The organism is Bradyrhizobium sp. USDA 3256 (genome assembly GCF_054058275.1).
Genome location: NZ_JBSSAE010000002.1, coordinates 1,043,390 through 1,063,999 on the forward strand (window position 1 = coordinate 1,043,390; position 20,610 = coordinate 1,063,999).

Below are 20,610 nucleotides of genomic sequence, written 5' to 3' on the forward strand. Positions count from 1 at the left end.
TCGAACGTGTGACCTTTGCCTACGGAGCACAAAGCGCCCCGTGCGGCTTTCTTGAGACTGTGTCGTCCAAGCCACCAAAGGGGCTGAGCTTCGGCCTATGGTCACACAGAGCGAGGACTTCCATGTACGATGTCTACCTGAACGAACGGAACGACCTTCTCGTCGTTCCTCGCGGCAATTCCATTCCGATCGGTCTCAATAGGAACTGGCGGAAGAAACGTATCGTACGCTCGGTAAGCGAGCAAATCCGCGAAGATGTCCGGGTCTACGGCTACCATCGGCGAAAGCTGCCCTCGATGAAAACCTTAGCTGAAAAGCAGGCTTGATCTACAAACAACGAGTGATGGCAAATTGCAAACGGTCGTAAATTCGCGGCTTCATTTCCGGACCGATTGACGCGCCGAGGGCTCCGAATCTCCTTCAGAGCGGGCGGCATAGCAAGCGATTGCCTGGCACACGCGAGACGTGACTCTAATCCGAGCGGTTTCTGTGCCTCAGTGGTCCACACGGTATGTCCGTGTCTGAAACCACGCCGCGACGGGTACCAGTTTAGGAACAGCGGGTGGAGTCGGGGTCCAGCAGCCGCGTCAAAATCCAGCCGAAGTAATTCTGCAAATCGGATCCGATTTCATCAAGTCATCAGCGGTCCAGAACGTTAGCGATCGCACTTGCCCTACGGCTCTACGGCGTCGATCAACGAGAGGCTTTGCGGGCTAGTTGGCTTCGTTCCGCTCGCAAACAAAGCGATGCGATGAATAGCGTGTTCGTCCGGAGCGATAGTTAGGCCAAGATCCAGCTCGGTTTCTCAAAAAGGAAACCGTGAGCAAACCGGGCGGCTCAGTCGAAAACCCTGGCATTGGTGCCAGGGTTCTGCCTGTCGATCCTTTGAGAGGCTGGATCAGAAGTCCATGCCGCCCATGCCGCCGCCCGGAGGCATTGCGGGACCGGGCGCGATCTTTTTCGGCAGCTCGGCAACCATCGCTTCCGTGGTGATTAGCAGCGCGGCAACCGAGGCGGCGTTCTGGACAGCGATGCGCACGACCTTGGTCGGGTCGATGATCCCCTTGGAGACAAGGTTGCTGTACTCGCCAGTCTGCGCGTCGAAGCCGTAAGGGTACTGATCCTTTTCTAGGACCTTACCGACCACGACCGAGCCATCTTCACCGGCGTTGATCGCGATCTGCCGAGCTGGCCAGGACAGCGCCTTGCGCACGATCTCGACGCCGGTCTTCTGGTCGTCGTTCTTGGTGCGCAGGATCTTGAGCTGCTCGGAAGCACGGAGCAGGGCGACGCCGCCACCCGGGAGAATGCCTTCCTCGACTGCCGCACGGGTCGCATGCATCGCGTCATCCACGCGATCCTTGCGCTCCTTCACCTCGACCTCGGTCGCGCCGCCGACGCGGATCACCGCGACGCCGCCCGCGAGCTTGGCGAGACGCTCCTGCAGCTTCTCACGGTCGTAGTCCGAGGTGGTCTCCTCGATCTGCGCCTTGATCTGGGCAACGCGGGCGTCGATGTCGGCCTTCTTGCCGGCCCCGTTGACGATCGTGGTGTTTTCCTTGTCGATCATCACCTTCTTGGCGCGACCGAGCATCTGCAGCGTGACGTTCTCGAGCTTGATGCCGAGATCTTCCGAGATGGCCTGGCCGCCGGTCAGGATCGCGATGTCCTGCAGCATGGCCTTGCGGCGATCGCCGAAGCCCGGAGCCTTGACGGCCGCGACCTTCAGGCCGCCACGCAGGCGGTTGACGACGAGGGTGGCGAGGGCTTCGCCTTCGACGTCCTCGGCGACGATGACCAGCGGCTTGCCGGTCTGCACCACGGCCTCGAGCAGCGGCAGCAGCTCGTTGAGCGAGGAGAGCTTCTTCTCGTTGATCAGGATGTAGGCGTCGTCCATCTCAACGCGCATCTTGTCGGCGTTGGTGACGAAGTAGGGCGAGATGTAGCCGCGGTCGAACTGCATGCCCTCGACGACGTCGAGCTCGGTCTCGAGCGACTTGGCTTCCTCGACCGTGATCACGCCCTCGTTGCCGACCTTCTTCATGGCGTCGGCGAGGAACTTGCCGATCTCGGCATCGCCGTTGGCCGAAATGGTGCCGACCTGGGCGATCTCCTCGTTCGAGGTGACCTTCTTCGAGTTCTTCTGGAGGTCGGCCACGACGGCTTCGACCGCGAGGTCGATACCGCGCTTCAGATCCATCGGGTTCATGCCGGCGGCAACCGACTTGGCGCCTTCGCGCACGATGGCAGCCGCAAGCACGGTCGCGGTAGTGGTGCCGTCGCCGGCGGCGTCCGCCGCCTTGGCAGCGACCTCACGCACCATCTGGGCGCCCATGTTCTCGAACTTCTCCTCGAGCTCCACCTCCTTGGCGACGGCGACGCCGTCCTTGGTGATGCGGGGAGCGCCGAACGACTTCTCGAGCACCACGTTACGGCCCTTCGGACCGAGGGTGACCTGCACGGCATTGGCGAGGATATCGACACCGCGCAACATGCGGTCTCGCGCTTCTACGCCGAACTTGACTTCCTTGGCTGACATAATCGAATTTCCTCAGTTTAGTTCCTCATCCTTCGGCGCGCCCGGCAAGGCGCTCGTCAGGGGCGAGTGGTGGGAGCCCTGGACTAGGCGGCTTTCTTCTTGGAAAACACATCGGTGAGAACGCCCATGATGTCGCTCTCCTTCATGATCAACAGCTCCTGACCATCGACCTTGACCTCGGTGCCCGACCACTTGCCGAACAGCACGCGATCGCCGACCTCGACGTCGATCGGAATCAGCTTGCCGGTCTCGTCACGGCCCCCTGGGCCAACCGCGACGACTTCGCCCTGCGAGGGCTTTTCCTTGGCTGTATCGGGAATGATAATGCCGCCAGCTGTCTTCTCTTCAGCGTCGATGCGCTTGACCACGACGCGGTCGTGAAGCGGACGGAAATTCATGCAGGCCTCCTGAGTATTTGAACGAGTCGACGATGGGCACATTGTGAACAGCCCCATTATTGCAAGAGCCAGGCCAAAGATAAGTGGAGCGATCCGCGCCTGTAGTCCTGCTGAATCCGGCGCTTGGCCTGCGCGTGCGTTCGTCCGGAAGCAAACGCCATCATGTAAACAGCTCGCCAAGCTGTTGCGAACCTGACATTTCGTCTTGTCAGAACATCCGAGTTTACCGTCACGCGCATTGGCTAAAAGGCGAGTCACAGGAATCCGGAGGGCGACCTACGGATGGGATGGCAACCGAGTGCCGACGGTCTCTTCGTCTGCAGCTTCCTCACGGCGCTTCGTTGTCGCCGCTGCGACCAAAGCCGCTCGTACCAATTTGGCTGAGGGAGCAATTATAAAGCCCCGCCAAAAGAGAAGGGCCTAATCAGGATCATTATCCTTAGGTCCGCCTGAATGGCACCGCCAATCGGGCAACAGCTCTCAAAATTCACTCACTAACGAGATGGCCTATTCAGAGCTGCAGTACTACTTGGTGTCCCAACTGAGCACCATCGATAGCCGCACTGAGGTGTTCCGCTATCCGGGACTGTGTGGTTAACTATCCTTGCGCTGGAGAGATTAATCTGCTCGAGATTCCTCCAGCGTGAGCAGTGGACAGGGGCATCCGAGCCAGCCCACCCTTTTCGATCGCGCAAACAATGCATCGGAAGCAACGATTTAGCTTCATACATCCGCTTTCCCCGTACGTTTTCCGCTGAGCAAAAGCGTTGCCCTTTGAGACCTCTCCCGCGGCCGGCAACCGCTGCAGCTCGTATTTGCTGCGGGCTTGCTTGGTGTCGACGTCATTCCAATAGCGCTGATGGATCAACGGGACTGGACCGCATATGGATTATATACGTTGATATACGTTGTGCCGAAGCGTATGGCGTGTGATTGCGGATTTGAAGACGAATTCAACCGATCTCCGCGCCAATGGAAAAACAACCTGTGTCGTCTGTAGAAGTACATCAGAACATCATCTCGCTTCTTCAGAAGTCGAATCCGGTCATCTTGGATATCGGCTGCAATGACGGAACCGATACGCAACATTTTCTTAACCTGTGCCCACAAGCTCAGCTTTACTGCTTCGAGCCGGACCCTCGGGCGATCGCGCGCTTCAAGAAGAAGTTGGGCTCATCTGTCGATAAGGTGAAGCTGCTTGAAATCGCGATCAGCGATCGAAACGGGATGATCGACTTCCATCCAAGCAATGCAGACGGAGATGCAAAAGAATGGGACCTCTCCGGTTCGATACGCCGCCCGAAAAACCATCTTACCGAGTATGATTGGGTTCGGTTCGATCGGCCGTTCTCGGTTGAAACCCGACGGCTGGACGATTGGTGCAGTGACGCCAAGCTGAACACGATCGATTTCATCTGGATGGATGTCCAAGGCGCGGAGGCCGACGTCATCGCGGGCGGCATGCAGACCTTGAGCAACACGCGCTTCGTCTACACGGAATATAGCGACAGGGAACTATACGAAGGACAACTGTCGCTGCAAGCCATTCTTGATCTATTGCCGTCATTCGAAGTGGCGGCCCATTATCCCCGCGCAGTGGAAGGTGATGTATTGCTAAAGAATACGCGCTTCTAGCGCATCCAACATATCCGGCCCTCATTCACCCATGGAAGACTTGCCCCCGGGGTTTCCTGCAGCGTGACGGCCGATCCCCCAGCGAACGGATACAGCGGTCCGGACAGGCGTCCTTTCACGTCTCCAATCGCCATGCGGGCCTTAGCTGGTACACATACGTAGAATCCCTCGATAATTTTTGCGATTGTCTGACAATCATTTACTCGGCGAGCTGGCACGGCCAACGGCTCCGAGGCCGGCAGCTCGAGCTTTCTCAGATGCCTGAACCAGCCCTGATAGCCGCCGCTCAAAGCGTTTAATCGTCTGAACTGCTGCTGTATGTTCTGGTCCTCTAGGAAGCCGGTCCACTGCTTCGAACAAATGCCAAAGCAACTGCATCAGTTCTCGTAGATCCTTAAGATGTGCCACTTCGATTACGCGCTTAGCGTCGCTGTTGTTGTGTCGATGAGAAAGCATGCTGAAGCATTCGTGTTCAGCCCAGGTCAATCGCCAGTGAGGCGGGGCATAGCTGGCTTCGGCGTCCCTTTCCGGCTGCAGCTTTGTATTCTGCGATACGTCGCTGGTACAAAGCATCGTCGATGAGCCTCTGCGCAATCACGTGCGAATATAGCTGCATCAGTTCATGATCCCGAAGAATCATTCGGCCTGCCGTGCGGAGGCAAAATTTAACCATTGAACGAAGACCTGCAACGACTGTGCCATCGCTAGTTCGATGCGAATGCTAGCTCGCAATTGATCGCAATGTTTGAGTTGTTGTAAACTCGACAGGCTGGTCGGCACTGTTTCTGTTTCGAACTAGAATTGTGCCGGCTTGCCACCCGCGAGAAAGCTGCTCGAACCAAAAGATGGAGCGGACATGGCATGCCTTCCCGCAGGGGGCGCTCTCGGCATATCCGGTTCGATCGGGTCTACTAGAGTTTGGCTCGCTTCTGATCACCCAAAGCACGGATGATCGTGATCATGATGCGAGCGTTCTTTGGTCAAAAACGCTAAAGCTAACTCTCGAGCACCCTTGTCAGTCAATTGAGAGCTGCGGCAGTGAACGAGCGCCGCTGATCAGATGGGCCTGGGCGACGACTTCAGCAAGATAATCGTCCATCGCGCTTCGCGGGTAGCTGTACCAGGGTGGCGGAAGTTCACACAAATTCCGTCCTGCCAGCGACTGAACCATAGGTATGTCTCGCTAGCATCGGAGCTACGGCTAATCAGAAATTTCGTCCGCCAGTGCGGCCAGCAGTCCGACCCGGGCACCGTCCGATTGTCCATATAGGATACCATGAAGCGGTCGCGCAGTGTGGTGCCGAGCAGCTCCATGGCTTTCGAAAATGGCACCTGAGCTGTTTTCTTGGCGCGTTTGAGTTCGAGCCGGGCGGCGTGCAGAATCTCCGGCAACGTATCGGCCACCCGGAAGCTCACCGGACTCATCCCGACATACCAGCCAACCGAACGCATCGATCGCAGATCGTACCTGGTGTGAAAGGGCGCAACGGCGTGGAATTGTCGTTGGTCCGCCAGTTTCTTTCCTGCGAGCGCCAGACAGGCGAAAATTCCCGTCACCGCATTTCCGCCCTGGGACCTGCAGCCGTGATCGAATTCGGATGCCCCAGCCGCATCGAGCAGCCACATTTGTCCGCTGCGCTGCAAGGATCCTTTCGGCGCATCGAACGGTAGCGGAAAGTCCGGCAATTGACCGCCGTTCGCCGCGATCAGCTCGCGCCAGTGGCCGATAGCGGGATGGTCATCGGTCAGCTCGGTCAGTCGCTCTCGTTCGGCCTCGGCGTGATCCAGATAGCTGTGCACCGCTGCCAGTTGGGGTTCCACTCGATGGATCGCGGCTGTGTACAGCTCGCGGAGCTCATATGGTACCAGGGCCATCGAGTAGGCATCGCTGACAGAGTGGTCGGAGGCGAGCAGGAGGCTCGTGGATGTCGGCCGGCTGATCGTCACGAAGACATACGCCGGCCATCGCAGCGGGTTGGTTTCCACGTGAAACAGCTTTTCCAGGAGCTGAACAATTTCGCCGCCATCGGTGCAGTCACCCGCCACGGTTTTCTCAAGCGTTACCGCGCCTGGATCAATCGTGGCGCGATGAATTGCCGATCCATCCTTGGCCAAGCGGCTGTGTAATACCTCGTGCCGGTCGACCCAGCCGAGGATCGCTTTGGTCAGCGCAGCGGCGTTGAACTCGCCTGGCAACTCGAATGCTGCGCCGAGCCAGCCCCGTCGTCCATCGTCTGCAGAGCGAAGATGTTCCTCTTGAACGTAGGACGGGCGGCGCGGGTCGGCCCGCCAGCTGATGGGTTCGGGGACGTTGACTCGCCACACCATGAGCCGGCCCGGCCGCCGATCAAGATCGACAAATTCTTTGATGTCCATGATCGGGTCCGTCGCGGTCACAGACGCAAGCTGCGCGCCTGGCGCAGCGGCGACCGCCAAATCCACACTATCGAGGCCGTGCCAAGCACGCTGCTCGCGAGCAACGTGGTACGCAGGCTCGTTGCAGCAGAGGCCGCGCCGCCGACCAGCGCACCCAATGAGGCCAATCCCCACACCACGCTGCGGATGCTCGCATTGACGCGGCCTTGCAAGTGCTGCGGGACCAACGCATATCGAATCGGAACCTGCTGCACGTTGTAGATCCCTTGGCCGATCCACAGCATGAACTGGGAGAGCGTCACGCATGCCACTGCGGCCCACCAGGGTTGGGTGAGCAGGGCCGTCAAGCTCATTCCGCCCGCGCTCACCGCCAAACCGATCATCAAGGTTGGGCCGAGGCCGATTGCCCGACCCGCCCGCGGTGAACTAGCCGCGCCGACCACACCGCCAAGCGCGCCGATGCCGAGCACCATGCCGACGACCGGGCTGTCAAATCCGAGATCCTTGGTCAGATGCAGCAGAAACGCCGCAGAATACGCGTTGTGCCAAAAGATAAATGTGCCGCTGGCCAACGTGACTGCCCTCAGAATCGGATTGCCGAACACGCTCGCCAGCCCCTCGGCCACTTGGCCGAGCACCGCGCTCGACTCGGCCCCTGAGCACCCAGCGTTACGCATGGGCACCAGAGACAGCAACGCGCCGGCGAGCAGAAACGAAACCGAATCCGCCAGTATTGCGGTCGGGGCTGAGAATTCGTTGATGAGCCAACCGGCCAGGAACGGACCTACCGCCATCGCGCCCGCTTGGCTGAGCTCCAATGAACTCTGCGCCCGAACCAGCTGTGATCGGTCTAGGACGGTGGGTATGCACGCCAAATAAGCCACGTCAGCGATCACTGCGGCGACCCCAACCAGCATGCTTGTCGTGTACAACTGAACCAGTCCAAGGTGTCCAAGGCTGGCGGACAAGGGAATTGTGGCCAGCGTTGCCGCCATCACCAGATTGGCGGTCAAAAGGATCCGCCGATGCGGGAGGCGGTCCACGATGACCCCGGCGAACAGACTGACCACGAGGTACGGCGCCCGACCGCAGGCCAGCAGCAGCCCCGTTTGCGCTGGACCCGCATCCAGCAAGGTGATTGCGGTTAGCGGCAGCGCTAGCAAGGTTACATTGGAGCCCAGCAGCGAAATGGTCTGGCCGACGAGAAGCGCAAGATAGCTTCGCGGTAGTCCACCAGGCGCGGCGGAACAGCGCGGGCGGCTCACGCGTTGCCAGGCAGGCTGGGAACCGACAGATACCCCAGTCGGCTCAGTTCAATTTCGGCGATCTGCTCGAATTCCTCGACCTGGGCTCGCGTCAGATCTCGGACGTATCGACCGATGCTGCCTCGGTGCAGCGGCTTCCCCGCAGCCTCGGCCGCCGGATGGCCGTGCGGTTGGTCGAACAATACGTGCTCGTATTCAGCGTGACGCAGCACGGCCTCGTCCCAAGGCAAGCCTAGGTGGTCCAGGATTCGGGCCAGAGTGGGACGGGGACTGCTTACAAGATCCTCGTAACGCACCTCGAGATAACGGCCAGGCGGCGCTATTCGATGCGGCCGGGATACCACTTCAAGCCAACCGCGCGCCGCGGCGGCAACAGTTCGGTACCCCCAATCGGGAACGGTGTTCAAATGGGAGGCCGCAACGTCGCGGCCGTCCCGCACGATATGCACGAAATGTGCGCGCGGCCACAGCCGGGCGAAGTCGTCGGTCCGGGTGATCTTGCGCTGCAGTTTCAAGCCCCAGCGCTGGGCCCCGCTACGTGCTCGGCGCAACTCGCCGATCTCGTTGATAAGGCGGCATCGGGCGGCGAACGAAACAATGTCCTCGCCCATCTCGACCATCACCTTGCTGACCAACCCACGTATATCATCAAAGTCGAGGCCGAACCGGCGGCACTGGACCACAAAATGCGCCCCGTCATACCAGAACGGATCGACCGTGGTTTTGGTCATGCCCGCGACCCGGGAATCGCCGGCCGCCAGCAGGTCGATCGCGCGCAGGATGTGCGGACCGAGATCGGGCGGTTCGAGGAAGTCGATCTCTGGCCCGGCTACCAGATCCAGATGCGAATCCAGCACGATGCTTAGCAATGTGGTGCCCGAGCGGTTCTCGCCGCCGAGCAGCACCGGAGATGTGGAAAATGGATTAGGCAGCGGCATGGCCGTGTTCTCTGTTGGAAAATGCGTGCTCATCCGCAGACGGGTGCAGTGAACCAGCGCCGAACGGCCCCCGGAGTGGCCACGAAATGATCCCTGGCGAACCGTACAGCGGCTGCGACTGGATCCGGGTCGCCACCGGTGCTCTCCATGCGGGACAGCGCCGCCGGCAGGGCCTCTCCAGCAGCTTCGATGGCCGCCTGCACATCGGCGTCGGATACCGCCGCCGACGGCATGAAGCGGCCGCCGTACTGCATGAGAAAACCCCGCGCCCACATCTCCTGGAAGAAGGCGTGGCCAAGTTCGGCGTTGGCAAATACGACGTCGAACATAGTCGGACAGGCGAATGCCCATGCAGCGACCTGCTGTCTGGCGAAGACCTCGTTGAGCCCGTTGATCAGTTGCACGCCAACCTCACGCATCCGAGCCAGCAAGGTCCCGTCGCGCAGCGCGTGCAGGGTGCTAAGTGCGGCCGCGAACGGCGTAACCTCTCGTTGGTAGGTGTTGCCCATGTATGTCTTCTCGGCGGCCGCGAGCACGTCAGCGCGACCCGCGACTGCGGACAAAGCCATTCCATTGGCCAGTCCCTTGCTTAGCGTGATCAGATCGGGCGTGAGGCCGACCGCCATGTGGTAGCCGCCAATGCCGTAGCGGAATCCGGTCATCACCTCGTCAAGGATGAGCAAGGCGCCGTGCCGATGCACCAACCTCTGTAGTTCCTGATGGTATTCGGGCGGGAAGAAGTTGACCTCGGGGGTGATGATCACCGCGGCGACACGCTGGACACTTGCCAGCTCGTCGAGCAAGTCCAGGTTGTAGCGGAAATCCACGCTGTCCCGGTCCCGATTGGGTAGCCCCATCTCCGGTCTATCCTGCAACTGCCAGTCGTGCCAACCATGATATCCGCTGGTAAGCACGTGGTTCAGCCCTGTGAATGCGCGGGCAAGGCGGACGGCGGCGGTGGTCGCACACGATCCGGTGCGGAAGAACATCGAGCGCTCCGCAACGGGGAAGATCTCCGCCAACCGTTCGGCCAGCTCGACCCGGTGCACGGACAGCGGTCCGGGCAATATGCCGCCGGTACGGCGCATCTCGGTGGCTGCATGCGCCACGACCGGCTCGTATCCGGCTCCGAGCGGCGCGGCACCACTACAGGAAGTGAAATCGATGTATTGCCTTCCATTGATGTCCCATGCATGCGCACCCGAAGCGCGCGCCATTACGACCGGGAAACGCCTGTTGAGATCCCATTTCTCCGATGCGGTGACGCGCAACGCGCGGCGTAGTGCTGATCTGTGCGCGTCGGTCGTGGCCGCAGTGGCAGTCGGGGTGACGATGGACAAGAGCCGTCTCCGTTCGAGAATCATCCTTAGGTGAGCTGCGTGACTATTCTTCGAGCGATCCGCAGCGCGTTCGCCTGAATGGTGAATGTCGGATTGACGCCTCCCGAATAGGGAAAGAAACCGCCATCCGCGACATAGAGATTGTCGATGTCATGCACCCGGCCCCAGCGGTCGACCACGGATTGGGTCGGGTCGACGCCGGCACGGCAGCCGCCATGCAGGTGTCCGCTGCCGAACTGATAATTAGAATCCTGATAATCGACTTGTTTCACACCGGCCTCCGCCAGCAAGTTCGACGCGCGTCGGCACAAATAGCCTAATCGGCGCTTGTCCAGGGGATGGGTCCAGTAATCAAGAATGATCTTCGGCAAACCCAGCCGATCCAGATTGTTAGCCAGTCGGACCGCATTGTTGCGCATGGGTTGGTCGGCCGCCAGGAAATGCAGTCGTAGTGTCATCTTTCCATCGTGGTCGGTGCGCTCAACCCGACTTGCTTCGTAGATCATTCCGCCGAGCCCTGAAGGAGCCTCCTCGTCCAGGTAGTGATCGGAGATCGCAACGGTGGAGAAGGGGCCACCGGCCGGGCGCGCGGGCAGCGGATCTACTGCGGTGCTACCGGAGACATAGCCGCTGATTTTAAACGAGATGCCACTGCCGACCACGCCGGAGGCGTTGCCAATGCCGTTGGGCGCCGCCCGCTGAGCCGATCTTAGCAGTAGGGCGGCAGACTGCACCGCGTTGCCGGCGAGGACCACGCAGCGGGCGCGGACCCGAGCGCGTTGTCGGTTGAGAGTGTCCAGCCATTCCACCGAACCGGCGCGGCTGACGTTGGCCAGATCGATGCGCACCGTCTTGCTGCCGAGTGCAACCGTCAGCGCCGGGTGGCAGGGAGACATCTGTGAACGGCGAGCGCGCGTCGGCCCTCGCGCCGGTAGGACACAGATGTTCGTTGCAAGCTCCCTCGCAATGACAGGCTGGCCGGCCGCGATAGGGTAGGGAGTTGATTGCCAATGGGGTGGGAAAAGGCAGCTGGCCAAGGCGTCCGCCAGCATCGGCGATCAACCGCCCCTTCGCGCTGTAGTCATGCGGGGGCAGAACGGGAGAATCGCTCGGCGGTTCGAATGGATCCGCCCCGGCTAGGCGGGCCACTCCCATGCGCCGTTCTAGCTCCTCGTAAAACGGGCGTAGTTCTGCGTAGTTGACCGGCCAGGTAGGATCAAGCGCGTCTCCGGCCACATGCGCTCGTGCGTCAAAATCGATGGTGCGATAGCGGAAAGCTATTCCGGCATACAAAGTCATTCCGCCGCCGAGCGCGCACACCGTCCAGGGACGTCCAAACGACGTCAACGTACCTGCTGCAGACCGCACTAGGGCGGTATCCATACCAACTTGGACGCTCGCCAGCGAGGCGTCGTAAGGAAGCGCCCGACCTTCCTCGAGAAGGAGCACTCGCAAACCGTGTTGGGCGATCTCGTAGGCAACAGTCGAGCCGCTGGCACCACTCCCGATTACGCATAGATCAACGATATCGGCTGTCATTATCCCACCTCCGGCAACCGATATCGACTATGCGCAGTCAAGGTCCTATTCATCAGTGACCGGCTGCCTGAGATAATCGCCATAGCCAACGATGAACGCGCGGCGGTTATGCGATTGCCGCAGACTACCCGGTGTGACTTCACTCGGTTGCCAACGATCATCTGCCAAGTATCACTACGAACTACCGCGTGATTGTACAATGTGACGCTGCGTACGATTCAAGGCCTCCAAGCCACAACCGCATGAATATGACAGCTATTCTAGTAGCACCGAGACCATCGAGTAGAACTTTAGGGGCGGGCGGCTGTCCAATCCACCAAACCTGTGAACCTCGTGTGGGTGAGCAAACGTGTTTGCACGATGAACGGGCGCTCGCGAGCTCCTTGGGTTAGTGTCGCAAAGGCCATGCGGGTCGCCTTTTTGAGTCCGACAGGACTGCTTGTCTTCGGGAATCCTTCGCAATCATCAGATGCTGGTTAGCTGGAACACCAAAGCCGCACATCATATCGGCAAAAAAAGCCCGGCCTCATTTCGAGGGCCGGGCGGAAGTCAGTCTCGGCGAACGAGGCTGCTAAGCGTCGCGCCAGCTGCCGTCGACAGAGGGAGGGCTGCCGACGGCCATTTGCGGCAAAGCATTCACCGCAAATTCTAACCACGAAAAGATCGATGTCGGAAAAGTCTCGCGTTGTTTCTTTTACTACCAAGGTGCGCGATATTCACCGATTGCACGGACAGCCCGGGATCATCCGTCGTCGGCGCCACTCATCTAATGGGCGTGATTTTGACTATCCTCCTAAAGGAACGTCGACCGCATAGGTGTCGTTGTCTCGCCCTGGCGGAGCGGCCAGGCTGGCTTGCCCGGGGCCCCTCGCGTCCTGCTTTGAGATGCTACAACGTGACGCTAGGTACGATTCAAGGTCGTTGAGCTGTGGCCCGCCATGAAAATCCAGCTCCCGATCGCTCAAAGGCAGCTAATTGATCCGCAAGAGCAAGGGCGCATGTCGTTTCTGCTCATGTGCATGGGCCTGTACCACGTGGCGCTTGAGGAGATCTAGCCAGCGCGATTATTCTATTCTCCGCAGCGACCACTGCGGCGACCAAGCTTTGTGACCCTATGACCGGTGCCAGGCACGTCGCGCACTGTAACCAGTCTCAAATATTTCTGATTCTGTACGAAACGATCAGATCTGTAGCCGCAATGGCACGCTGAGCCGAGGTAGCGAGATCGTTCGCTCGCTGCGTACAGTGTTTACTGGCGTAAAAATACGGGCCTGCCAGTACAATCTGGGCAAGGAATGTGCTTGAGCCGTCGTTCGTGATTACCTGCTCGAATTGAGGTCCAACATGAGTCATGCGGCTGGGAACCGCTATGAAGTATCGACCGGCACAGAAGAAGAACGCGAGTTGGCGCGGTGCAGGCAGGAAATAGCACGTCTCAAACATCTGGTTGTGCAGCTTTCTCAGCTCGTCTTGCGGCATGTCGCGGAAAATACCGAGGACCGAAAGCCACAATGCAGGTGATTGACTTGGCGGGTGAGATAAATGACAGGAGACGGCAGTTAGACATTCCGTTGTGATCGCAGCGCGGCGTCTCCCCGGGGGGGGGGGCGGCCCCGCCCTTGCTTTTCATGGGGCGGGGCCGCGTAATTGCCAGTCGAGCTTCTTCGTGGAACGATGGGAGCAAGTAAACGTCGCACGGCCGATAGTCGAAACTCTCCATAAGCCGAAATCGGTGACGGCAGCCCGGCGAAAGGACAGCCCATTTGTGCCCGCCGCTAACGATCTGCGTTGCGCCAAACTATCAGCTCAGTTGAGTCCAGCCGTGAGGCGTTGAACATGCGGTCGGTTGAGCATCGATCGGAATAGGATCTAACTGCGCATGTGCGCGGTGCTCGCTTATCGTTCAGGTCGTGCGCGACCGACGGCGTGATCGCCTCGATAACGCCAAGGCAACCAGGGCGGTTTCAAATGAAGGCAAAGACGAGCAGGCTCGAGCAGAGTAGCGCGAAACTGGTCACCGTCAGCGCGAGGAGGCTACCGGAGACAAGGTCATGATTGCCCATGAGTCACCCTCGATTGCACCTAAGAAGAGACGCAGAGCGGCAGTTCGTCACTTTGAGCTTCGTAAGCAAATTATACGAGTCTGACGCGCTATTCCTGCGTCGTCCCAGCTGACGCTGCATTCTTGCAGCGATATTCGGCCGTACTTTGTTGAAGTTCGACGCAAAAAGAGCGGGTGAGTCTCGGAAGGTCCAAAGATAAACAGCTTTGATGCGGCAATCGTCGAATGGTGGATCGACGCCTGGGGCGAAGCTGAGGCCCATCACCAAGAAAGTGCGTATCCGCCGACGGCCCGCGCGAGCACAACATATTACTAGACCAGCTCCATGACGCAGACAAAGTACTGGAGATAACGGCTGTCCGACCACGAAGCTACTGAAGATGCAGTAAGGGTGAGTTTCGAGAAAGAGTTTACAAAAGCCCGAACGTTTCGTCGCTCTCGACGGAAATCGTCGCCCGATGGCGCTTGCTCAGCCCGATGCTCTCACCGATTTTCTCGAGGGCAATGCAAAGAGCGTCCATGCGAGGCACCCTTTCATGTGATGCGGCGCCGATTGCTGCCTTCAGACCCGACCTGCCAGCAAGCTGGGTCACTTGATGGGGCGGAGAGCCTGGCTACGTAGTGCCTTTGCCGGGGTTGCGAGCTCCCCTCGCATTTCGCCGGCTGCGTACTCGGTCGTGTCGTCGTTCGAGCGTACCGAGCCGAACGGTCTTTCCAGCATGCGACGGACCCGTACCGGCGCAGGGCCGATGTGGAAGTGAATTGCCCGCTGTTCTAGTGTACGTTCCGACCGGGTCGAGCGGCTCCGCGAACGCAAGTAGTCGAGCCAGGTCGGGCAATGATAGCGCTCGGTCCACAATTCCGGATCGGCAATATCCCGTGCGATCGACCAGCCGTAGGCGCCGTTGCGCTGGCGAGACAATTGCACTTCTTGCATCACATTATGAAACGCTCTGGCATTCTCCTGTGCAACTCGGTATTCGATCTCGACGACAAGCGGGCCGCTGCGTCCGGTTAAGGCGAGCCGTACCTCAGGATCGGCGAGCGGCTCGGGTTCCTCACCCCGTGCGCCGATGCGGGGCATGGGGAGCCAACGGCCGATGAGTGGCGAGGCGAGCATCAGGGCGGCCGACACCAGTAGCGCAGTTTCGACCCCGGCCGCGTCGGTCAGGCGGCCCCAACCCCAGCTGCCGACGGCAATCCCGCCTGAGCTCGCCGCCTGGTAGGCTGCGAGCGAGCGTCCGGCCACCCAGCGTGGCGCCGACAGCTGCACCCCAATGTTGAATATCGCCCAAACCATCATCCACACGGCTCCCGCCAGGACGAGCGCCGCCGCGGTCAATACCGGTTCGCGGCTGAGCGCAACCGCAGCCATCGCCGCGCCCATGGACAGCGCACAAGCGCGGATCGCGGCCTCGCCGCTCAACCGCTTGCGCAATTCGGTGATATTCAGTGCGCCGACCACCGCACCCAGGCCAAAAGCGCCAAGCATGATGCCGTAGGTCTGGGCGTCGCCATGCAAGAGATCGCGCGCCACCAGCGGCATCAGAGCGGTGATTGCACCACCAACGATGCCGGTAACCAGGCTGCGGGACAGAACAATCTTGATTGACGGCGAATTGCTAATATAGCGTACGCCAGACACCATCGCGCGGCTCAATCTTTCAGGCGGCAGGCGTGAGGGCGCACTGATGCGTTTCCAAAGCAACAACGCGACGATCAGCGGCAGATAGAGCAACGTGTTGAGCGCGAATGCGGCCACTGCACCTGCGGTTGCCACCACGACTCCGCCGATGGCCGGACCTACGCTCCGCGCAATATTGTAGCTGATGCCGTTCAGCGCGATGGCCGCAGGCAGCTGTGCTTCCAGCGGAACTTGTTCGCTAACCGACGATTGCCAGGCCGGTCCCATCAGCGCCATGCCACTGCCGACAACGAGGCATAGCATTAGCAAGAGGTTCGGTGTGGCCAAGCCAAGCCAGGCGACCACGGTCAACCCGGTCGCCCCGGCGAGCGCCAATCCAAGGGAGACCAGGGCCACGATGCGACGGTCATACATATCCGCGATCGCCCCGGCTGGCATCGAAATCAGCATCACTGGCAGTAAGAGGGCGGTCTGCACCAACGCGACCTTGTCAGCCGACGATGTCATCTGCGTCATAGCCCAGGCTGCACCAACGCCTTGAATCAAGATCCCGACATTAGACAGGAGGCTCGCAAGCCAGATGCGCCTGAAGGTCGCGTGCCGCAGCGGCGCCGTGATGCCGTCGGCACTACGCGTCTGGGCTTTGGGTGAATCGGTCATATCAGCTCATGATCATCTACCATGATTTGATCTTGGTAGGGATCACAAGGATGTTCCTGGCGCGATATCGCGTTCAGATCCTGGCATGGCGGTGAAATGAGATGCTTCGATCGCGTTTGATTGACAGTGATCTACTGCTTTTGCCGCCTTACGCCTCATAGCAAAGGCAGCGCCGCAGAAAACAAAAACAGTCATCATCACCGGCGTGATATCTGCAATCGCCTATCGCAGTAAGATCGCTTCTGATTGTGGCGCAGTAGATTCTAACGATCGGATGACTTAAAACCTGCCTCATACGCTCCAGCGCGCTGCTTGCATGGTTTTGTTGATAGATTGTGCTCACTGGCAGCAGCAAATTTTGTACGAAGCGGACAAATGGGCGCGATCTCCAAGCGCGAAACGGTTTTGCGTCGCGATAGGCTGAACGACCGAAACTCCATCTCGAACTTCTCAATGCCTCATATCTGAGCAGTGATTGACGAAGATTATTGTGCCAAGTGGTTTCGTGTCAGAATGGATCATTGGAGAACGTCGGCGAGAGTATCTGGTTCTGGATCGAGCCTTTGAGCCCGTATGCGGGGCAGGGTTTCCAACCGCAGCGCCGCTACGGCCATTGGGACGGGAGTGGTTACGCGCTGCAAGGCAGACTCGTGGATTGTTCCCGCAGCCAGCTCAAGCGCTTTCGGTTCGATGATGTCTGCTCGAACGCGCGGGTGTCTCCTCTTCAGCCTGTTTGTGTGGAGTGTAAGGATGGGCTGCCGATTGCGCTAAAACTGTCGCCCAGCGCGACATGACCCGACGCCTCGACGAAAGCGTTCGTCGATCTATCCAAGGGCAGGGAATGGGCACAAAAAAGCCCCTCCGCGGCGGGGCCGACGTCTGGGAGACAGCGTTGCCCTGCGATGCATAAGAGGGTGCGTTATCGGCGCAGACATTGTGTACCGAATGGCCATCGTGCACGTGCATGTAGCAGGGTATTCGGGCTGCAACATATGGTTCGTGCTGCATCCCGCGATCCAACGTTTGTCGTCTTCTGCAGAGCTTCTCTTATTTGCCGACCATCGCTTGATCTGATCGACGATTGTTCGGGGGCCCCGGACCGGCGCGCCGCACGACCGGTCCCAATTTCATCAGAGCGCCGACGAGCACGTAGGCCATTTCACCGCCGGATCGCTGGACGGATCTTGTCACCGCCTCATAAGATTCGCGAACGATGATCGCGCCGGCCATGGCGGTCGCCTGTCTGCGCCGCACATAACCTCCGGTCGCAGCGCGCGACCGGAGGTTTGCGGACGAGAGGGCTTACACGTTATTGACGCTTGCCGCTTGTCGGCGCATCGCTGGTTGCGGCGCCGCCAACCGTCCCCTTGTGGGTAGTACCGGTGGTGCCAGCTGCACCCTTGGTATCCTTAGCCGACTTCGTCGACTTCGTGCCCATTTTATCGCTCGCAGCGCGGGGTTCAGGGGACGCATCCTCATCTTCGCTCATGCCGCCCTGTACGCTCTGTGCGCCGTTGTGACCCTTGGTGTCGGCTGAGAGGCCTTGGGCGAGCCCAGGGCTCGCAAGCAAGGTCGCAAGGGCGCGTGCGATCACAGAGGTCTTCACTAACTTCATCCATGTCTCCTGGATTGATCTTTTCGCGACGGAACGATTCGGTGATTGCCCGCGCCATTCGCCTCCATCAGACCGGTCATATCGCGTCAACCATGCGAGCGGCGCGGTTGTCATAACAGTCTGTTTCGTGTGGTCATCGTTTAGTTATTTTCGGGCCATTTCGCGGAATTACCCGTCTCACTTGGGGCGACATAGAACACGTGGACCGCCGCAACGATCTGCTTGCGCTGACCTTAGAACATTCTGCCGACGCTCATCCCACATCCCAACATCCTGCGTACCAAGTTCAAGCGTTCAAGCGGTGTGGTGTCTAGGACTTTCCTTGCTCGTAGGCGCACCCCTACTGCGCGCAGGCTGTTGCAAAGCAAGAGACGCGCGCCTCCAAGAGCTGGCTGTGTGGCTATCTGAATTTGTTTGTCTTACGCGACGTCGTAAAACGCGCGGAAGACCTGAACTCTTGTGAGTCTATGACACAGCGTGGCTTATCGCTTCAGGGTGAGGGGAGCAGGCTCCACGCTCGTCTCCGTGGGGGGTGGGGGCCGCTTGCCGCACGGGGCACAAAAAACGCACGCCAGGAGAGAGGCCATGGCAGACCACGTGCCCGCCGTCGTCGATGCCTGGACTGCTCCAAAAGTGTAGCTCACAAGCGGGCGATCAACACGCAGCCGATGCCCTAACCTCTTTTGCAGCGTCCCAAGGAGCTGCTCTTGGTCAAAAATGCGATTCTGGCGCGACGTTATTTGCAGGACCTTCCGGCAATAGCGCAGTTCCTTGAGCGGTCACCCTGAAAAGGGGTATAGCTCTGCATGAGCCGAACAGGCATGTCGAGCACGTCTACTTCATTGAGTCGGGTCTCGATTCGCTATGAGCCTCGACATAAATCACGCCCCGTGTCATTGGAAGGGACCCCTTGGCTGCCAACCCTCCAGCTCTGCCTCGCAAGCGGCTAGTGGATAACCTGCGCGGCCCCGCGCATCCATTTTGGAAGCTGGAGCAGTGATGTCCCAATTCGAAAAGCTCGCCCTCTTTATTGACGGTCCCAACCTCCACGCCACTTCCAAGGCGCTTGGTTTCGAGATCGACTACAAGCGCCTGCTTGAGGAGTATCGGAGGCGGGGCCTGTTGCTGCAGGCGTTCTATTACACGCCGATCGCCGAGGATCAGGAGTATTCGTCGATCCGGCCGCTCATCGATTGGCTGGACTATAACGGCTATACCGTCGTCACCAAGGCAACTGGGGAATTTCTTGACGCCAGCGGTCGGCGTAAGGTGAAGGGTAACATGAACATCGAGCTAGCGGTCGATGCCATGGAACTCGCGGAGCATATCGACCAGATGATCCTATTCTCTGGTGACGGCGACTTCCGTTCGTTGATTAGAGCCGTGCAGCGCCGCGGCGTCAGTGTCACCGTCGTCTCCACCATTGCGGTCCAGCCGCCGATAATCGCAGACGAACTTCGGCGACAGGCAGATGATTTTATCGAACTAGCGCAGCTGAAGCCGAAGCTGGGGCGCGATCCGGCCGATCAGTTCGGGCCCGCGACAGATGCCGGCAACCAAGAGTCGGGTAGCACGGAATAGCGCATGCGGTGACGGCAAGTGGCCGTAATGCCCGGCGGCCCGCCGGCTCCATGCGAGGAGCACGAATATCTCGTGATGACTTCTTCTCAGTGCTTCTCGCGCCTGTTCATGCTGTTGTGCCATCCTCTCGGAAAGGCCGGCACCAACGGGGATTGCTGCTGGCTGTAACGCGCTCGGCAGCACGCCTTCCCGCGCCCTCAGATGGGACTGACGATGGCTTCGGCCGCATCCTGCGCGGGCTGACCAGCTGCGCTGGACCAGTGGTCGGATTGCCGTAGTTCGCTCCCAAGCCGCATCAGGCTGCACTGCAGCCAAAGTTTTTCCTGCTTCTCGTGCCCGCTACGCCGAAAAAGCGCCTCGGCATATGCTCGCATGCGGACTCGGTAAAGCAGTCGATAGAAATGACTGGCCATGTCCTGCTCCTGGTCCAGTTCGCCAACGAGACGCTTTTCATCGCGTCATTGTCTTCACTGAGCGCGATGTTTGAATGCAATTTTATCCCAAAAAACGCTTGAAGCCGGCCTTGGAGCCTCATCCCTTGATGGATTTCACTCCAGGGATAGCGGTTCACGACATAAAGGCGCAGTGGCAAATTGGATCTCCGCAATGGAGATCCATACTTGAGCTATGAATTAGAAGCGGATGGCAGGCAGGGATGTGGCCAAGATCAAGTCGACCTCGTGCCGGACCTAGCGTCATTCTACGATCAAGTCGCCGTCTTAGATGCCGCGAGAACCCGTGCAGGTCATGATAAAGGCATCCAGCAGGCTTTGAAGGCTTTCGACGGCTACTAACAACCTATCCGACGCTTCGCGTTCTGTTGTGCCGAGCGCATAGGACTCGCGTAGGCGCCTGGCGTGGTTTACCCTTTCGCGGCCGTTCGCGGCTCGCTTTTCGGCAAACTCTAGCTGCGCGGGATCATGACGGAGCTTGTCAAACTCCCGAGCAACAATCTCGTGACCGTTTGTCGTTCATGGCTGGTGAGATCAGTGCTGTAGAGCACATTGAGATAGCGAT

15 protein-coding genes and 1 pseudogene are annotated in these 20,610 nt (G+C 59.5%); 4 read left to right on the forward strand and 12 right to left on the reverse strand.

The genetic code is table 11. From position 1 onward, the window contains the following. The first annotated feature begins 122 nt into the window (after positions 1–122). Positions 123–326, forward strand: a complete 204-nt coding sequence (locus tag ACVWY5_RS06535; RefSeq protein WP_080667376.1) for a hypothetical protein — start codon at positions 123–125, stop codon at positions 324–326. A 572-nt stretch (positions 327–898) separates the two neighbouring features. Here the strand turns inward: ACVWY5_RS06535 and groL are convergent. Further along, on the reverse strand, positions 899–2,539 hold the full coding sequence (gene groL / locus ACVWY5_RS06540) for a chaperonin GroEL (RefSeq protein ID WP_431016674.1): 1,641 nt from the start codon (positions 2,537–2,539) through the stop codon (positions 899–901). 83 nt (positions 2,540–2,622) lie between these two features. Next, entirely contained in the window at positions 2,623–2,937 is a 315-nt protein-coding gene (gene groES / locus ACVWY5_RS06545; RefSeq protein WP_016845959.1) for a co-chaperone GroES, read from the reverse strand. Between the two features lie 987 nt (positions 2,938–3,924). Between groES and ACVWY5_RS06550 the strand changes: the two genes are divergently transcribed. After that, positions 3,925–4,572: an FkbM family methyltransferase gene (locus tag ACVWY5_RS06550; protein WP_028338040.1), complete on the forward strand. Its 648-nt coding sequence runs from the start codon at positions 3,925–3,927 to the stop codon at positions 4,570–4,572. A gap of 1,056 nt (positions 4,573–5,628) precedes the next feature. Here ACVWY5_RS06550 and ACVWY5_RS06555 read toward each other — a convergent pair. The 9 genes and pseudogenes from ACVWY5_RS06555 to ACVWY5_RS06595 form a co-directional block, all read right to left on the reverse strand. Further along, positions 5,629–6,948 carry a condensation domain-containing protein gene (locus tag ACVWY5_RS06555; protein ID WP_321177218.1) on the reverse strand — a complete coding sequence of 440 codons (1,320 nt, stop codon included), beginning with the start codon at positions 6,946–6,948 and terminating at the stop codon, positions 5,629–5,631. A gap of 17 nt (positions 6,949–6,965) precedes the next feature. Further along, the gene (locus ACVWY5_RS06560; RefSeq protein ID WP_080667365.1) at positions 6,966–8,213 is read right to left on the reverse strand and encodes an MFS transporter; all 1,248 of its coding nucleotides are present in this window, start codon (positions 8,211–8,213) and stop codon (positions 6,966–6,968) included. After that, the gene (locus tag ACVWY5_RS06565) at positions 8,210–9,151 is read right to left on the reverse strand and encodes a sulfotransferase family protein (protein WP_028338038.1); all 942 of its coding nucleotides are present in this window, start codon (positions 9,149–9,151) and stop codon (positions 8,210–8,212) included. The genes ACVWY5_RS06560 and ACVWY5_RS06565 overlap by 4 nt, the downstream gene beginning before the upstream one ends. 29 nt (positions 9,152–9,180) lie before the next feature. Continuing rightward, positions 9,181–10,491 carry an aminotransferase class III-fold pyridoxal phosphate-dependent enzyme gene (locus ACVWY5_RS06570; protein WP_321177217.1) on the reverse strand — a complete coding sequence of 437 codons (1,311 nt, stop codon included), beginning with the start codon at positions 10,489–10,491 and terminating at the stop codon, positions 9,181–9,183. Positions 10,492–10,517: 26 nt separating this feature from the next. Then, positions 10,518–11,339, reverse strand: a complete 822-nt coding sequence (locus tag ACVWY5_RS06575; protein WP_321177216.1) for a GMC family oxidoreductase — start codon at positions 11,337–11,339, stop codon at positions 10,518–10,520. 559 nt (positions 11,340–11,898) lie between these two features. Then, positions 11,899–12,030 (reverse strand): annotated as a pseudogene (locus ACVWY5_RS06580) (FAD-dependent oxidoreductase); the annotation flags it as partial. A 2,651-nt stretch (positions 12,031–14,681) separates the two neighbouring features. Continuing rightward, positions 14,682–16,397 (reverse strand): MFS transporter, encoded by a 1,716-nt coding sequence (locus ACVWY5_RS06585; protein ID WP_028338035.1) that lies wholly within the window; start codon positions 16,395–16,397, stop codon positions 14,682–14,684. Positions 16,398–17,444: 1,047 nt separating this feature from the next. Beyond that, the gene (locus tag ACVWY5_RS06590; protein ID WP_321177215.1) at positions 17,445–17,627 is read right to left on the reverse strand and encodes a hypothetical protein; all 183 of its coding nucleotides are present in this window, start codon (positions 17,625–17,627) and stop codon (positions 17,445–17,447) included. A gap of 79 nt (positions 17,628–17,706) precedes the next feature. Beyond that, the gene (locus ACVWY5_RS06595) at positions 17,707–18,012 is read right to left on the reverse strand and encodes a hypothetical protein (protein WP_028338033.1); all 306 of its coding nucleotides are present in this window, start codon (positions 18,010–18,012) and stop codon (positions 17,707–17,709) included. 999 nt (positions 18,013–19,011) lie between these two features. On the opposite strand from ACVWY5_RS06595, the gene ACVWY5_RS06600 reads away from it, so the two are divergent. Continuing rightward, positions 19,012–19,593, forward strand: a complete 582-nt coding sequence (locus ACVWY5_RS06600; RefSeq protein WP_028338032.1) for a LabA-like NYN domain-containing protein — start codon at positions 19,012–19,014, stop codon at positions 19,591–19,593. A 197-nt stretch (positions 19,594–19,790) separates the two neighbouring features. Here ACVWY5_RS06600 and ACVWY5_RS06605 read toward each other — a convergent pair whose 3' ends face one another. Beyond that, a complete protein-coding gene (locus tag ACVWY5_RS06605; protein ID WP_028338031.1) occupies positions 19,791–20,006 on the reverse strand; it encodes a hypothetical protein in 216 nt (71 codons plus the stop codon). A 207-nt stretch (positions 20,007–20,213) separates the two neighbouring features. Here ACVWY5_RS06605 and ACVWY5_RS06610 point away from each other — a divergent pair, with 207 nt between their 5' ends. Continuing rightward, a complete protein-coding gene (locus ACVWY5_RS06610) occupies positions 20,214–20,387 on the forward strand; it encodes a hypothetical protein (RefSeq protein WP_321177214.1) in 174 nt (57 codons plus the stop codon). Positions 20,388–20,610: the final 223 nt, after the last annotated feature.

Coding starts and splice junctions, on each gene's coding strand:
- groES (WP_016845959.1), bottom strand. CDS start 2,937: ATGAATTTCCGTCCGCTTCACGACCGCGTCGTGGTCAAGCGCATCGAC.
- ACVWY5_RS06600 (WP_028338032.1), top strand. CDS start 19,012: ATGTCCCAATTCGAAAAGCTCGCCCTCTTTATTGACGGTCCCAACCTC.
- ACVWY5_RS06605 (WP_028338031.1), bottom strand. CDS start 20,006: ATGGCCAGTCATTTCTATCGACTGCTTTACCGAGTCCGCATGCGAGCA.
- groL (WP_431016674.1), bottom strand. CDS start 2,539: ATGTCAGCCAAGGAAGTCAAGTTCGGCGTAGAAGCGCGAGACCGCATG.
- ACVWY5_RS06555 (WP_321177218.1), bottom strand. CDS start 6,948: ATGGACATCAAAGAATTTGTCGATCTTGATCGGCGGCCGGGCCGGCTC.
- ACVWY5_RS06595 (WP_028338033.1), bottom strand. CDS start 18,012: ATGAAGTTAGTGAAGACCTCTGTGATCGCACGCGCCCTTGCGACCTTG.
- ACVWY5_RS06565 (WP_028338038.1), bottom strand. CDS start 9,151: ATGCCGCTGCCTAATCCATTTTCCACATCTCCGGTGCTGCTCGGCGGC.
- ACVWY5_RS06585 (WP_028338035.1), bottom strand. CDS start 16,397: ATGACCGATTCACCCAAAGCCCAGACGCGTAGTGCCGACGGCATCACG.
- ACVWY5_RS06590 (WP_321177215.1), bottom strand. CDS start 17,627: ATGGCCGGCGCGATCATCGTTCGCGAATCTTATGAGGCGGTGACAAGA.
- ACVWY5_RS06535 (WP_080667376.1), top strand. CDS start 123: ATGTACGATGTCTACCTGAACGAACGGAACGACCTTCTCGTCGTTCCT.